The organism is Dyadobacter sp. HNCC25DJ184, from assembly GCF_056895215.1.
This window is the reverse complement of the sequence record NZ_JBXHAQ010000024.1, coordinates 21,625-35,577: the sequence shown is the minus strand read 5'-3', so window position 1 is coordinate 35,577 and position 13,953 is coordinate 21,625. Positions and strand designations below refer to the sequence as shown.

At 43.3% G+C, this 13,953-nt stretch carries 12 protein-coding genes; 4 read left to right on the top strand and 8 right to left on the bottom strand.

Annotated features, from left to right (window positions below; all coding sequences use genetic code 11):
- Position 1: 1 nt before the first annotated feature.
- The 3 genes from AC1XUD_RS25385 to AC1XUD_RS25375 all read right to left on the bottom strand — a co-directional run bounded on the left by AC1XUD_RS25385 (position 2) and on the right by AC1XUD_RS25375 (position 3,931).
- Positions 2-715 (bottom strand): ABC transporter ATP-binding protein, encoded by a 714-nt coding sequence (locus AC1XUD_RS25385; RefSeq protein ID WP_483363853.1) that lies wholly within the window; start codon positions 713-715, stop codon positions 2-4.
- A 32-nt stretch (positions 716-747) separates the two neighbouring features.
- Positions 748-1,200, bottom strand: a complete 453-nt coding sequence (locus AC1XUD_RS25380; protein ID WP_483363852.1) for a hypothetical protein — start codon at positions 1,198-1,200, stop codon at positions 748-750.
- A 67-nt stretch (positions 1,201-1,267) separates the two neighbouring features.
- A complete protein-coding gene (locus tag AC1XUD_RS25375; protein ID WP_483363851.1) occupies positions 1,268-3,931 on the bottom strand; it encodes a tetratricopeptide repeat protein in 2,664 nt (887 codons plus the stop codon).
- A 170-nt stretch (positions 3,932-4,101) separates the two neighbouring features.
- On the opposite strand from AC1XUD_RS25375, the gene atpD reads away from it, so the two are divergent.
- Together atpD and atpC are read left to right on the top strand one after the other, a co-directional pair.
- Positions 4,102-5,619, top strand: coding sequence for a F0F1 ATP synthase subunit beta (gene atpD, locus AC1XUD_RS25370; protein ID WP_483363850.1), 1,518 nt, complete (start codon positions 4,102-4,104; stop codon positions 5,617-5,619).
- A 53-nt stretch (positions 5,620-5,672) separates the two neighbouring features.
- On the top strand, positions 5,673-5,915 hold the full coding sequence (gene atpC, locus AC1XUD_RS25365; protein WP_483363849.1) for an ATP synthase F1 subunit epsilon: 243 nt from the start codon (positions 5,673-5,675) through the stop codon (positions 5,913-5,915).
- Between the two features lie 77 nt (positions 5,916-5,992).
- Here atpC and AC1XUD_RS25360 read toward each other — a convergent pair whose 3' ends face one another.
- The 5 genes from AC1XUD_RS25360 to AC1XUD_RS25340 form a co-directional block, all read right to left on the bottom strand.
- Positions 5,993-6,703, bottom strand: a complete 711-nt coding sequence (locus tag AC1XUD_RS25360) for a pirin family protein (RefSeq protein ID WP_483363848.1) — start codon at positions 6,701-6,703, stop codon at positions 5,993-5,995.
- An 11-nt stretch (positions 6,704-6,714) separates the two neighbouring features.
- On the bottom strand, positions 6,715-7,188 hold the full coding sequence (locus tag AC1XUD_RS25355) for a hypothetical protein (protein ID WP_483363847.1): 474 nt from the start codon (positions 7,186-7,188) through the stop codon (positions 6,715-6,717).
- 69 nt (positions 7,189-7,257) lie between these two features.
- On the bottom strand, positions 7,258-7,986 hold the full coding sequence (locus AC1XUD_RS25350; protein WP_483363846.1) for a dioxygenase family protein: 729 nt from the start codon (positions 7,984-7,986) through the stop codon (positions 7,258-7,260).
- A gap of 202 nt (positions 7,987-8,188) precedes the next feature.
- The gene (locus AC1XUD_RS25345) at positions 8,189-8,875 is read right to left on the bottom strand and encodes a LytR/AlgR family response regulator transcription factor (protein WP_483363845.1); all 687 of its coding nucleotides are present in this window, start codon (positions 8,873-8,875) and stop codon (positions 8,189-8,191) included.
- Positions 8,876-8,896: 21 nt separating this feature from the next.
- Positions 8,897-10,015 carry a sensor histidine kinase gene (locus tag AC1XUD_RS25340; RefSeq protein WP_483363844.1) on the bottom strand — a complete coding sequence of 373 codons (1,119 nt, stop codon included), beginning with the start codon at positions 10,013-10,015 and terminating at the stop codon, positions 8,897-8,899.
- A 91-nt stretch (positions 10,016-10,106) separates the two neighbouring features.
- On the opposite strand from AC1XUD_RS25340, the gene AC1XUD_RS25335 reads away from it, so the two are divergent.
- Both AC1XUD_RS25335 and AC1XUD_RS25330 read left to right on the top strand, forming a co-directional pair.
- Positions 10,107-11,441 (top strand): APC family permease, encoded by a 1,335-nt coding sequence (locus tag AC1XUD_RS25335; protein WP_483363843.1) that lies wholly within the window; start codon positions 10,107-10,109, stop codon positions 11,439-11,441.
- Between the two features lie 59 nt (positions 11,442-11,500).
- On the top strand, positions 11,501-13,933 hold the full coding sequence (locus AC1XUD_RS25330) for a TonB-dependent receptor plug domain-containing protein (protein WP_483363842.1): 2,433 nt from the start codon (positions 11,501-11,503) through the stop codon (positions 13,931-13,933).
- Positions 13,934-13,953: the final 20 nt, after the last annotated feature.

Here is a 13,953-nt window from a genome sequence, read left to right as displayed (position 1 = left end):
CCTACTCAACCAAGGCCTTCACTTTGGTAGGATTAGGATTAATAGTATCAGATTCCATCAATCCATCTCGTAGGCGTATAATTCTATGGGCGTAATGAGCAATATCTTCTTCGTGCGTAACCATTACGATCGTGTTTCCTTTGCTATATAGCTGATCGAAAAGATCCATAATCTCGTAAGAGGTTTTTGAGTCTAGGTTACCTGTTGGCTCATCAGCCAGTAGTATACTTGGATCATTCACAAGGGCACGAGCGATGGCAACACGCTGTCTTTGACCACCGGAAAGTTCATTAGGTTTATGTCCTGCTCGGTTTTCCAGTCCGACACTTTTAAGCGCGTGCATGGCTTTTTCAATCCGGTCAGATTTTCCTAAACCCGCATAGATCAACGGTAACGCTACATTTTCAAGTGAAGACATACGGGGAAGCAGGTTAAATGTCTGGAAAACAAACCCGATTTCTTTGTTCCGGATTTCGGCAAGCTCGCTTTCCGTCATATCGCTGACGTCCTTATTATTCAGGATATACCGGCCACTTGTGGGCGTATCCAGGCAACCGATGATGTTCATTAAAGTCGATTTGCCGGATCCCGACGGGCCCATAAAGGCCACATATTCACCCTTATCCACAGAAATAGTGACAGATTTTAGTGCCTGAATGATTTCAGCACCCATCACATATCGCTTTGCTATTTCCGTAGTATCAATAATTTTCATTGTATTTCTCTTTTGAAAAAGTGAATATGTTGTCAGGCGCCTGCCGATAAATTCTGAAAAACAGTATTAATATATAAACCAATCAGCAAAATTGGTCTTGGAAAATCATCGTTTTCAATATCGCCCTCGTTTTTCCATATGCTGGTCTTCACGAAAGACACGCTTTCTACGGCATTTTTGATTTGCCACGATTTACGAAACCAATTATCATAGCTCCATTGATAAGTATGGCCTTCATAAGTTATTTCCGCGGTTCCTTTCACCAGATTATATTGGATTTCACCGAGCTTTTTTTGACCCTCTATATCTAAAATTTCAGTGTGCCTTTTCCAAAACCCTTTGGATTTAAATCTCAGCATCGAACCATATAGTTCACCATATGCCGCTGTTTTGATCAACTCGCTTTTGATGATACCTACAATTTGCTTTTCATTGAAAATCCTGATTTCGGTCCCTCCCAATGATGATTTCCAGCTTAAACCCATATCGAGATTTGTGACGGGGAAAGTTAATTTGGCAGTTTCTCCGTGGTACAATTGCTAAAATAAATAATCAATGAAATTCTGCACGCTGTTTTTCGATAAGAGCACGCATAGACTGATAGCGGGCGTCAAATTGCTGATATACGGCGGCGTCTGCCAGCTGCTTTACTTTTTCCTTTGCCTCATCACCCTGCGCCAGAATCCCCTGGTCGAGGCTCAGATATGCATATTGTTCCCATATTTCTGGCGAATATTCGTTGAATCTCAGCGCATTCACAACAAGCTCATATGCTTTTCCAGTCTGCTTTTGTTGTCTGAAGAATTTCGCCGCCGCACTCACAGCTTTGGCGTCGAATGGGTTTGCACTGACAGCCCAATCGAAATTTCGGGCCGTTGGAGATTTAATTGCAACGGAAAGCAGAGAATCTGACACCGACTTGGGTTTGTCTCCCTTTTGTAAAGTTTCAGCTAAAAGTTTCGCCGTTCCATTGGGGGTTTCTTTTTCAAGTTTGTCAAGAATGATCGTCGCGACGGCATCATTACCTGCCAGCGAATTGGCGATCGCCATGCCAATACTTCCCTCCGCTCCTTCTACATTGGAAAATTGATCAATACTTTGTTGATATAGGCCGAGTTGCAAAAACCAATGACCCAGCGTTTTTCTATATAATTGTTCGTTCTTCCCTCCTTCTTCAACCCATGATTGTAATATCTCAAGTGCCTTCAGCTTATTACCACTGTAAAACTGAGCATGAAGACCTGCGAAAGTTAAGTCTTCCGACAAAACGGGGTTTAACGTAGCGAGTTTTGGGAGTAATGTTGCAGGTATGCTATCATGACGTGCCTGATTGACACTATAGTTGACCAGGTATGCAAATGAGGCCGCACTTAAAAGTGAATCAGCAGGAATGGAAGAATTGACAAATCCACTTTTCGAAAAATCCTGTTTCAAGCTCTGGATTGCCAGCCAATTTGCGTTATACGACAAATAATTACTCGATTTGTTTTCAATAGATAATGAGTCCAAAATGTTTGGATCACCGTTTTTCCCTAATATAAAAAGGAGATTTGTTGCGGCAACTTCCGGCCGGTTTGAAACGCGTTCCGCTTTTTCGACAAAATAGTAAGCCGAGTCCGTGAGGTTTGTTTTAGTATAAAGGATTCCCAGATTGTTGAGCAACTCGCCACTTGCCGGAAATTTCGCGATACCCTCTTTCAAACTATAAATAGCATCAAAAAACAGATTTTCGTCAATCAAAACGGTGGTTAAGCCGACATATGCCTGAGGTGATGGATTTTTAAGAAGTGCTTGTCTGAAATAAAACGCTGCTGCATTCCGGTCGCCTTGTTTTAAGGCTAAGGATGCCAGAGAGTAATTTGATTTATGGTTTTGAAATTCCTGCTGCACTGCGAGTTTATAATATTGCTCCGCTAATACAAACTCATTTGTTTCAGTATGCAAATCGCCCAAACCGTTGAAATAGCCTGCTATACTTTGATTGAGCGGCAACAGTTTTTGAACGGATATCAATATAACAACACCTGTAAAACCGAAGAGACGAACCGGCGTCAAGCCCCAACGCATAGGTTTATATAAAACCTTATGAACGGCCAGACCTTGCATAAACAGCGGATAAAAATTGACCAGGATATAGCAAAGGAATACAGTGCTCATCGCCAGTTGTCCTTCAATCGCAAAATCTTCAAGCGCTTCCAGGGTCGGATCGTTTGCCATACCTGCCGCCAATGCCACAAATGATATTGCAACAAGCATGGCGCCTGCGTACAGCCAAAAGCCGGTAAAACGATAGGTCATCACGCCGCCTGTCGACTCCGCGCGCCGGCGAAAACCCCATATGCCGATAACCGCAGACAACGCCGTGAGGTATACCGGATTTAGCATCGTGATATCCCAATCGATTTGACGCGTGTTTTTCAGGTAATATATCAGTAGATAAATAAGATATAAAATGCTGATTACTAAAAAATTGGTAATCCCCTTTTTTCCTTTGGCGGTTTCTTCGCTTGAAGTAAGCCAAACCAAACCGGCCATGATCTCTGTTGAGATCATCAAAAAGAAGAGCACTGTTATCGTGAGCCAAAGTGGATAGGAATATACCACCCAGACAGTCACGACTTCTTTTACGGGAGATAGCAGACCTATTATAGCCGCAATTAAAACAGATGCGGCCAGCATTATCCCGACGCGCAGAGCCGTGCCAGCGCTGGTATTGAAAGCCTGAAGATAGTAACTGAGTCCTCCGTAGATGAGGATCGTCAGAATAAATAATGTTCTGTTTCCATCTCCGAAAACCTGCAAAGTTTCCATTCGGGAAATGGCGAGAAGAAGAATGAATATCACCATTCCGGTTAGATACCAAAATCTGGGCAGAGTCGTCAGTGCAGCCAGAATAAGGGAGATACCTAAAATAGTGAGTGCAGTGAATACATACAATAGCGAATGATCCAGTTGCATAACCGATGCGATGAACTGCTCAGACACGAGCTGAATTGGATTAGGAACCCCGAACTGCCATTGACCAATCAGCAGCCTGTCTGTCACAGCGTTTACTTCCTGTAGTTCACTCAAAACGTTCCAGTTCGTGACGTTTTCAAGAGAATTAATACTTTTAAAAAGTAAAAAAAGCAGAGAAAGGGCAATAATTATTAGTATTGAGATTGCAAGCCGACGCTCGGAAGCGGACCAGACTCTCCAGAAAAAAAGTTCCTTCATTATATATTTTTATACTGAATTCTGTAAAATTCTATACAGATTTTGGCAAATCAATGCGGATATCTAAAAAATATCCAATAAATGATGCAACATGCTATTGGTACTGACCAAATTATCTCATACTTTTGCGGTCTGAAAAAAACCTCATCGAAAATATTCATAATCATATAATGGCAAACGCGACAAACATAGGAAAAATTACGCAGGTAATTGGCCCAGTTGTAGACGTATCGTTTGAAGACAGCGGACGTATTCCTGCTATTCTGGATGCGTTAGAGGTCATCAAACCAAACGGTCAACGAGTAGTACTTGAGTGTCAGCAGCACTTAGGTGAAGACAGGGTACGTACCATTGCGATGGACAGTACTGAAGGTATGCAGCGTGGCATGGCGGTAACTCCACTGGGAGCGCCGATCCAGATGCCAACTGGCGAATTGATCAAAGGCCGCCTTTTCAATGTAATTGGAGAAGCCATTGACGGACTTACTCCAATTGATGCTTCAAAAGGAGGACTTCCAATTCACCGCGGTGCACCTAAGTATGAAGACCTTGCAACTTCAACCGAAGTTCTTTTCACAGGTATCAAAGTAATCGACCTTCTTGCACCTTATGTAAAAGGAGGAAAAATCGGTTTGTTTGGTGGTGCCGGTGTTGGAAAGACAGTATTGATTCAGGAATTGATCAACAACATCGCAAAAGCATATGACGGTCTGTCAGTATTTGCAGGTGTTGGAGAGCGTACCCGTGAGGGAAATGACCTGATGCGTGAAATGATCGAAGCCGGTATTATCAAATACGGCGACGCTTTCAAACACAGCATGGAAGAAGGCGGATGGGATCTTTCAAAAGTTGATTACAACGAACTGAAAGATTCAAAAGCAACCTTCGTTTTTGGTCAGATGAACGAACCGCCTGGAGCACGTGCTCGTGTGGCGTTATCCGGACTTACAATCGCCGAGTATTACCGTGATGGTGATGGCGAAGGACAAGGACGTGATATCCTTTTCTTTATTGACAATATCTTCCGCTTTACACAAGCTGGTTCTGAGGTTTCGGCTCTTTTGGGTCGTATGCCATCGGCGGTAGGTTATCAGCCAACTTTGGCTACTGAAATGGGACAGATGCAGGAGCGTATCACATCTACAAAACGTGGATCAATTACTTCTGTACAAGCCGTTTACGTACCTGCTGATGACTTGACTGACCCGGCTCCGGCGACAACGTTTGCTCACCTTGACGCAACGACAACACTTAGCCGTAAAGTTGCAGAAAAAGGTATATACCCTGCGGTGGATCCTTTGGATTCAGCTTCTCGTATCTTGAACGCTGAAACTTTGGGTGATGCTCACTACGATTGCGCACAACGCGTTAAGAATATTTTGCAACGTTATAAAGAATTGCAGGATATCATCGCGATCCTTGGTATGGAAGAACTTTCCGAAGAGGATAAGTTGATCGTAACAAGAGCACGTCGTGTAGAACGTTTCCTTTCACAACCTTTCTTTGTGGCAGAACAGTTTACAGGTTTGAAGGGTGTTTTGGTTGATATCAACGATACCATCAAAGGCTTTAACCTGATCATGGACGGAGGTTATGACCACCTTCCTGAAATGGCTTTCAACCTGGTTGGAACCATCGAAGATGCTCAGGCGAAGGGAGAAAAAATGCTTGCAGAAGCGAGTAAATAACTACTTTGATATCGGCCAACAGGCTGGTGATCAATAGCTAATAGCTGAAAACTATGCATTTAGATATCATAACACCTGACAAGAAAATATACAATGGAGAAGCAACTTCTGTTACCCTACCAGGTTCAGAAGGACAGTTTCAGGTACTGAACCGCCATGCTCCGTTGGTAAGTACGCTTGGCAAAGGGAATCTGGTAGTTGATACTGGTTCTGCCAAACAGACATATGTCATCGATGGCGGAGTAGTTGAAGTGCTAAACAACAAAGTGCTTGTTTTGGCAGAAGCTGTTCTGTAAGAAACATATTTTTGGAATTAACAAGAGAGGCCACAATTCGTGGCCTCTCTCGTTTTTAGCGGGTTATAATAATCTGTTTATAAAATCCTTACCTCAACCAACAATATAATTGCATCATTAGACAAAGCCTCAAATTCAACCTCTTCTAAATTGCGGAGAGACAGCGCATCCCCTTTTTCCAGCAGTCTATTCGCTAGCTCATATGCACCTTCAATGACGAAAGCAAAAACGCCGTTATCGGAATTGTTCAAATTATACAACCCCTCTTGCCTGCCACTATATCGCCCGATCCAAGCTAGTACTGATTTGGAAGCATTGGAAAATGCTGCGTTCAGCTGATTCCTATTTTCCAATGAAAAAGCTATAAGCGCTTCATTTTCATCTAATTCTGAAGAGATTTCAGGAAAGTCGGGTTGCGTATGGATCTGCAGATAACTGATGACCTCTTTGGGATATGGATTAATCAGTTCAAATATGCTTTCCGGAAATGACAAAAAATTGAAACATTCGCCTGCTGATATAAAAACGGAGTCACCCAGGCCATCCATTAACTCAATGCCTCCTACCAGCGGCAGAATGAAGACGTCCGTTGGTTTTTTGGTCTCAATTTTAATTCTTTTGCCCGCAGCCAATGTTTCTTCGTTCCATACCAAAAGTTTCCCAAATGGCTCAGCACCAGTTCGTTGATATTGATGGAAGTTGAAAGTATGAAGGCTGCGCACGCCAACCGACTCGATACAACCACGCTGACTTCCAATATATATCCGGGCTTCTGTTTGGGAGATCATTGTCAAAAGTTTTATGAATTCGTGGGAGGTATAAACGTTGAGATATTGAGATAAGGAACCAACGGAATCAAATCGGTTTCGCCTGTGACGCCGCTTTTTTCACCCTTGTAAGCAATCAATATCTGGTTGCCAATCGTATCGATCCAATCCACGAAATCGCTGAAAAACAATATTGCAATCCGGTGTTTGGTCTTATCCGTGATGTGTGAGTCAATGATTTCGAATTTGAAATCGGTAAATGGCAAGCAAGGCTTTCCAATCGCGTTGGCGATATCCGGAATAAGTCCGTTGAGCTGGACGATATATCCAATGGCAGCCGTGCTCGTCAGATACTGGAGCTGATCGACATTGACTCCCGCCTTTCTTATCTCATTGAAAGTGGGGTGCTTACCTTCGGAATCCACTCTCTGGGCCTGCATATAAAACTCCATATGCGTCGCATCAAATATCGCTTTGCTCCACGGATCAGCTGACTCAAAATTCATTATTTTTCGATAACAAAAACGAATATTTCCTTTCATGACAGATGAGTTATCGGGCTTATTAATAGCATATTATGCTGTCACAACTACGTTGTGTGTCAGGACATAACCCGCCGATACACTACCAGAAACGGTGGCCATTTCAAGTGAAAAACCATCGCTGAATACATTGTCGTTGCTGTTTTGTGTATCAGCTTGCCCGTGACTTTGATATACTCCCTGTGCATATACTATTTTAGAAATATCCTCCGGAAAAGCGATTTGTGTTACCAATAAAGATTTGCCGGAGCTGTTATAGACATGGACGTGAATATGCGGCGCACGACCCGAATACCAGCCAGGATATATACTCGTAAACGTAACCAAACCATTAGCATCAGTTGTTTGGCGCCCTCTTAAAAAGTGTACACTCTGATAGTTTGTTGACTGCATCCCTGATCCTCCATATTCAGAATAATTCCCTGCCGCGTCGCAATGCCAGATATCAACCAGAGCATCAGCCAACCCTGCACAGCTGTTTGTCTTGTTTTGAATCGTAATTTTCACCGTCAATTGAGTGCCTTCCCGGTCGGAACGGATATCGTTTAGTACCAGTGAACTTGGCGTTTTTGTCGGGAAAGGTCCAGCAGTTTCGGAAGGTGTCGAAGAACAAGAGTCGTTGCTTGAACCGCTTGTGGTTGTTTCGTCAGTACTAGTTGTCGATGTGGGTTCAACAGAGTCGTTCGAGCATCCCATTAAGGGTAAAATGGCTGTAAAACTTAGTGCGGAAAAACCTCTCTTTAAAAATTCCTTGCGTTCCATGATGATAATCAATTAGATGATATACAGGAAATCGCCTGGAATGGCTAATTTGTTGCATGGCCTCAGCCAGTTATCGGTCAACAGGATGTTTTTATCGGTGAACGGAATATTAAACGCAGAGTTTGCTAGAGTTTAAACGCAGGGTTGCGCAGTGGAATCTCTTCTCCCCGTTACTCTGCGTGGCACTCCCAGAACTCTGCGTTTAAAAACTCCTCCATTTTTCAATGAAATCCAGGTGGCTGTCACCTATGTTTAACTCATTTCCGTTCTCGAGTATCGCTTTTTTATTTTGAATCGCGACTACCTTTTTATGGGGTACAATATAGCTTCGGTGAATGCGGCTAAACTGTGCGGATGGGAGGGTTTCCAGAATTTTTTTCAAAGACATCAGCGAAAGAACGGGGTGCGATGCTCCCGAAATGTATATCTTAATATAGTCTTCCATACTCTCGATGTATTCAATTTCTGAAAGCAGGATTTTGACTTTCTTATATTCTGATTTGACTATAATCGCCTCATTATCAGCAATCTGTTTTGGTTGTTTAAAAAAACGTGCTTTCACTACGGCTTTTACAAAACGCTCATATACAATAGGTTTAAGTAAGAAATCCACAGCCTCAAGTTCAAAACCGTCGATTGCATATTTTTTATGGGCGGTTGTGAAAATGATCAGCGGCCTGTTTTCAAGGCTGGCGACAATCTCCAATCCGGAAAGATCCGGCATATCAATATCTATGAAAAGAAGGTCAGGTTTTTGAGAGGCAAGATACGAAGCGCCGGAAATTGCATCGTCAAAGGATTTTACAAGGGTCAAATCCGCCGTTTTATCAATATATCCTTCAAGGACTTTGATAGCCAGCGGCTCGTCGTCAATTATCACACATTTCATAACGTGTTCATTTTGATATACTTATCTTTCCAATTTTAATCGAACTGTAAATGAACCCTCACTTTGGTCGAGTAGTAGATCGTGTTTTCCGCTATACAGAAATTCCAGCCTTTTCTTTGTATTGACGATTCCGATTCCCACCCGCTCCGTGTCGGGTCGGTTTCCGAAAATGGTGTTTTTGCAATAAAACTGGAGCTCAGTCGGAGTAGTCTCGACACGGATGTCAATTCGTGTATTATAGTGACCGCTCACGCCATATTTAAATGCATTTTCAATAAAAGTGATGAATATTAGTGGAGTTACCTGCCATCCGGAAGAACTGCCTAGCACCGCGAAATCTATTTTTGTTTTATCATTCAAACGTAAATTTTGCAAGTCAATATAGTTTCTAATGCACTCAATTTCATCTTCGAGCGGCACAAAATCTTCCGTCGCTTCCTCGGTAATATACCGCATCATCCTCGATAACCGAAGAATACTCGAAGCAGTATTTTCATGCTGACTTACTGCCAGCGAATAGATATTGTTAAGCGTATTGAACAAAAAATGAGGGTTGATCTGTGCTTTGAAAAACGACAACTCCGCCTGCGCCTTATCTGCTTCAGACTGAACTACCTGCTTTTCAGAATTTTGCCAGCTTTCCGATATTTTAACCGCAAAACTGACCACCCAAACAACCACAAAAAGCAAAAGGCTTACGAAATCCAGCCCTGAATTTCCATTATCGGAAGGTTGAGCACCTCTGGGAGGCGGAGGTGGCGTTCTTTCGCTGAACATATTATCTCGCGGTTTAGGTGGTCGTTCCGGTTCCCGGAAATTTTCTACGATATCGTGTTGATGAAATTTCTCAAAAACCAGCGTTTCAAATGGTTTTGTAAAAAATACCAGTATGAACAAGGTAAGTGCCGAAACCAGATACAGGCCATACTTCCGTCTGAGGAACAAATAAGGAAGTAGCAATTTCGAATTGCAGTAAAATATGCCCGCATACAGCAGAATAAAAACCCAGAACCAGGGCGACGCGATAACTTGAAAATATATCGATTCATTAGGCTCCCGAGACATCACTACCAATGGAAGGCATATGAAAAGCAGCCAGCCTACTATCTGCAGCCACCAACCGTTTTTATTCTTGAACATAACCGACCCTTAAAGTGATAATCAGCAGCAATATAAGTCCTACAGACAAAAACTTTCGCTATTTTCGGGAAACTACCTTTCCCATTATCCCATGCAGCAGTCGGCTCCCAAGAACGAGTTGTTTAAAATTTTAGGTGTTGGTTTTGGTATTGCCGTCACTTTGGGAGGAACCATCGGAACGGGCATACTCCGCAAACCCGGACCAATTGCAGCTCAGCTTGGCGATTCCTGGCTCATTATGGGTCTTTGGCTGGCCGTTAGCCTATATGCTTTTCTCGGAACTTTATGCACAATTGAATTGGGAACGTCGGTTCCAAAGGCCGGAGCCTGGTACGTATATGCACGGAGAGCATTTGGAGATTACGCGGGGTTTGTGGTGGGTATCAATAGTTGGCTGGGCACCTGTTCCGCGCTTGGTTTTGGTGTATATACCATGAGCGAATACCTGGCTTTGCTAGTGCCCTCGCTCGTCGGAAAAGAGCCATTTGTCGCTGCTGCTATATTGCTCATCCTCACGTGTATACACTGGTATGGAGTTGCTTTGGCCAGCAATTTTCAAAATGTGATGAGCGTGCTGAAAGGTATCGGACTTTTTGCCTTTATTATCATTTGTTATGTGTATGGAAAAGAAGTCTCTCCCGAGCAAATAAGTAACACTACCAGCAAGATTGTGGCTACAGGAAGCTGGATCGCACCGGTGATATTTTCCCTTCAGGCCATATTCTATACTTACGACGGCTGGCACACGGCAGCATATTTTACTGAAGAAGACCGCGATCCGACAAAAAACCTGCCCAAATCGATGATCGGCGGGGTTTTACTGATTATCGTGATCTATCTCTTGTGCAACCTTGCAATACTATATATTCTGCCATACGACGTCCTTGCTAACTCAAAACTCGCCGCCGCCGATGCCATAAGACTGATTTTTGGAGAAGGTTCGGGAAAAATAGTTACGATATTTTTGATGATATCGATTTTGGGCATAGTCAACGCGCAGCTGTTATTCAATCCCCGTGTACTTTATTCCATGAGTCGGGATCACCTTTTTATCAATGCGGCGACCAGAATTAATAAAGGAGGAACGCCTTCATTGGCCATGATCATTACTTCCGTGATTGCTATCGGGCTGATTTTGATTGGGAAAGACACTTGCGAAAAGCTTTCTGATATTGCCACTTTCTTTTTCGTTTTGGGATATGCGTCCGGTTTTGCCTCGCTTTTAGCACTCCGAAAAAAGGAACCTGAACTGCCGCGTCCGTGGAAGGTGCCTGCCTATCCAGTGCTCCCGATTTTGATGTTAATCATCTCCATTGCTTTTTTGGTTGGGGCTGTTGTGCAGGATATTTCCAGTAGCCTGTACGCGCTTTTGTTTCTTGTTATTAGTTATCCGTTGTATTTAGGGGTGAAAAAATTTAACAGTTAAGACAAATTAAGTTTTACAAAAAACAATAATTTGCATAAATATTAGCCAAAACAGGACAAATGTTATTTTTCAAGAAACCACTTCATCAGATATCCTCTATTATTTTTCTCTTAATAACCTTTGCTTTTACCAGCTCAGACGAAGATTTCAGCAAATGGATTGCAGAAAAGCTCCTCGCCTACCGCAGCGTTTATGCTCAGGAAAAAGCATATCTCCATCTCGACAAACCCTATTATGCCTCTGGTGATACGCTTTGGTTCAACGCATATCTGGTGGAGGGGGCGCTGCACTTGCCGGATAGTGCCAGTCAGGTGCTTTACGTCGATTTCATTGAACAACGAACTGGTAAAATTGTGGGGCTGGAGCGGGTTTCGTTGTATGGCGGTATTGGGAGGGGAAATTTTACGTTAAGCGCTCAATTAGGGGCTGGTGCATATACCGTCAGGGCATATACCAATTGGATGCGCAATTATTCCGAAGATTTTTTCTTTAAAAAGGATATCTACGTATTTGATACTCAGGCGGGTTTGCCTCCTGATAACATCAAAGAAGAATTTGACCTGCAATTTTTCCCTGAGGGAGGTGATCTGGTGAACGGAATTAATACCCGAATTGCATTCAAAACGATTGATCAGAACGGACTGGGGATAGCGGCAAAAGGGTTCGTGATCAATCAGAAGAACGATACCGTGGCCAGCTTTAAAAGTAATGAATTGGGGTTGGGAAAAATGCCTTTTACGCCAGATCTCACTCAGCAGTATGCCGTATATGCCAAAACGGAGAAGGGTGAATACAAGCAATTTACGTTCCCCAAAATTGCAGAAAGGGGATATACCATGATCGTGGACAACGTGACCTATTCGCAAAAAATGCGTGTCCTCGTTTTCCAGAATTTTGCGGATCAGTCAAATAAACCGGTTCATATTGTTGGACATGCCCGGGGTATTATTGCCTTTGCGGCGAAAGGTGTGGTAACTGCTAAAGGCTTGGCCCTTAATTTACCGACTGAAGAACTGCCCGACGGAATTACCCATATCACGCTTTTTGGTGAAAATAACAGGCCTGTTTCCGAGCGTTTGGTATTTGTCAATAACAATAAAGCACTGCGTGTGAAGTTCAATACCGATAAAAAAACGTATACCCCAAAAAGTGAAACTGAGCTGGAAGTTGAGGTGACGGACGCTAGCGGTAAACCCGTAGAAGCAAACCTTTCCGTATCGGTGACAGACCAAGGCCAGATCGCGAAGCAGCCCTATGAAAATCATATATTGTCATATCTTTTGCTGACTTCTGATCTTAAAGGCCATATCGAGAAACCTGCGTCCTATTTTGATACTACGAATACAGAGCGCAAAATCAATTTGGACAATGTGATGATGGTCAATGGGTGGAGCCGTTTCAAATGGGAGGATGTGATGGAAGATTCGCTAGAAGCTCCGAAACGATATGTGGAACAAGGAATTACATTACAGGGAGAAGTCAGGAAATCGAAGAGGAAGGCGGCGGAGCAGGTCCAGTTGTCAGTTTTTCTGAGCAACGACAGCGTTAAAACCATGCTTACGGCCCAGAGCGATATGGCAGGAAATTTTGCCGTCCATAATATGGTCTTCACGGATTCGCTGACTGTCAGACTGCAGGGAATGGGCAAGGGAAATCAAGGCCTCACTTTTAATATTCTGCCTTTTGAGCCGGCAAAAGTCACGCTGTTTCAAATTCCGTTTTATCCAGTCACCGTTGAGTCAGAGAAACTTCAGAAGTTTTTGGCACAGGCAAAAGAATATCAGGACATAGAAGCGCGAATCAGGGCAAGCAGGGAAAAGCTTTTGAATACAGTAACTATCAAGGCTAAAAAGGTGGAGGAACATGACAGCCGAAAACTGTATACCCATGCAGACGCAACAGTAAAAGTGACCCCTCAATTGGCGGCGTCAGCAAGAACGGTTCTAGATCTTCTTCAAGGGCGTGTGGCGGGTGTTTATGTGATGGGTTCTGGCCCGAACGCGAGAGTTTCTATAAGAGGATCGCAGGGAGAACCCTTATTTGTACTCGACGGTATCACATTGGATAAGGAGGCTGTTATAAATATGAATGTCAATGATATTGAGTCGGTTGACGTATTGAAAGGTGCTGGCGCGGCGATATACGGCAGTCGCGGAGGTAACGGCGTCATATCCATTTTGACCAAAAGAGGGAACGCGAATTATGATTATTCAAATGACTATACGCCGGGGGTTGAAGTGACAAAAATTGCCGGGCTTGATGTTCCAAAAGAGTATTATGCACCAAAATACAACGCTACTGGCCTATCTGACAATATTCCGGATTACCGATCTACCGTTTTCTGGGCACCAATGCTTCGAACCGGTAAGAACGGAAAAGTCAAAATACGCTATTATAACACGAGCGCAACCACCAAAATACAGATCAAAGCCGAAGTTTTAAGTCCGGACGGAACACCGGGAAGCGGGTCTTCGGAATATTCTGTCCAATAGGTTTCCCGGATAACAAAAAT

Excerpts from the sequence above, each read along its gene's own strand:
- AC1XUD_RS25385 (WP_483363853.1), bottom strand. The coding sequence starts at position 715 with ATGAAAATTATTGATACTACGGAAATAGCAAAGCGATATGTGATGGGT.
- AC1XUD_RS25380 (WP_483363852.1), bottom strand. The coding sequence starts at position 1,200 with ATGGGTTTAAGCTGGAAATCATCATTGGGAGGGACCGAAATCAGGATT.
- AC1XUD_RS25375 (WP_483363851.1), bottom strand. The coding sequence starts at position 3,931 with ATGAAGGAACTTTTTTTCTGGAGAGTCTGGTCCGCTTCCGAGCGTCGG.
- atpD (WP_483363850.1), top strand. The coding sequence starts at position 4,102 with ATGGCAAACGCGACAAACATAGGAAAAATTACGCAGGTAATTGGCCCA.
- atpC (WP_483363849.1), top strand. The coding sequence starts at position 5,673 with ATGCATTTAGATATCATAACACCTGACAAGAAAATATACAATGGAGAA.
- AC1XUD_RS25360 (WP_483363848.1), bottom strand. The coding sequence starts at position 6,703 with ATGATCTCCCAAACAGAAGCCCGGATATATATTGGAAGTCAGCGTGGT.
- AC1XUD_RS25355 (WP_483363847.1), bottom strand. The coding sequence starts at position 7,188 with ATGAATTTTGAGTCAGCTGATCCGTGGAGCAAAGCGATATTTGATGCG.
- AC1XUD_RS25350 (WP_483363846.1), bottom strand. The coding sequence starts at position 7,986 with ATGGAACGCAAGGAATTTTTAAAGAGAGGTTTTTCCGCACTAAGTTTT.
- AC1XUD_RS25345 (WP_483363845.1), bottom strand. The coding sequence starts at position 8,875 with ATGAAATGTGTGATAATTGACGACGAGCCGCTGGCTATCAAAGTCCTT.
- AC1XUD_RS25340 (WP_483363844.1), bottom strand. The coding sequence starts at position 10,015 with ATGTTCAAGAATAAAAACGGTTGGTGGCTGCAGATAGTAGGCTGGCTG.
- AC1XUD_RS25335 (WP_483363843.1), top strand. The coding sequence starts at position 10,107 with ATGCAGCAGTCGGCTCCCAAGAACGAGTTGTTTAAAATTTTAGGTGTT.
- AC1XUD_RS25330 (WP_483363842.1), top strand. The coding sequence starts at position 11,501 with ATGTTATTTTTCAAGAAACCACTTCATCAGATATCCTCTATTATTTTT.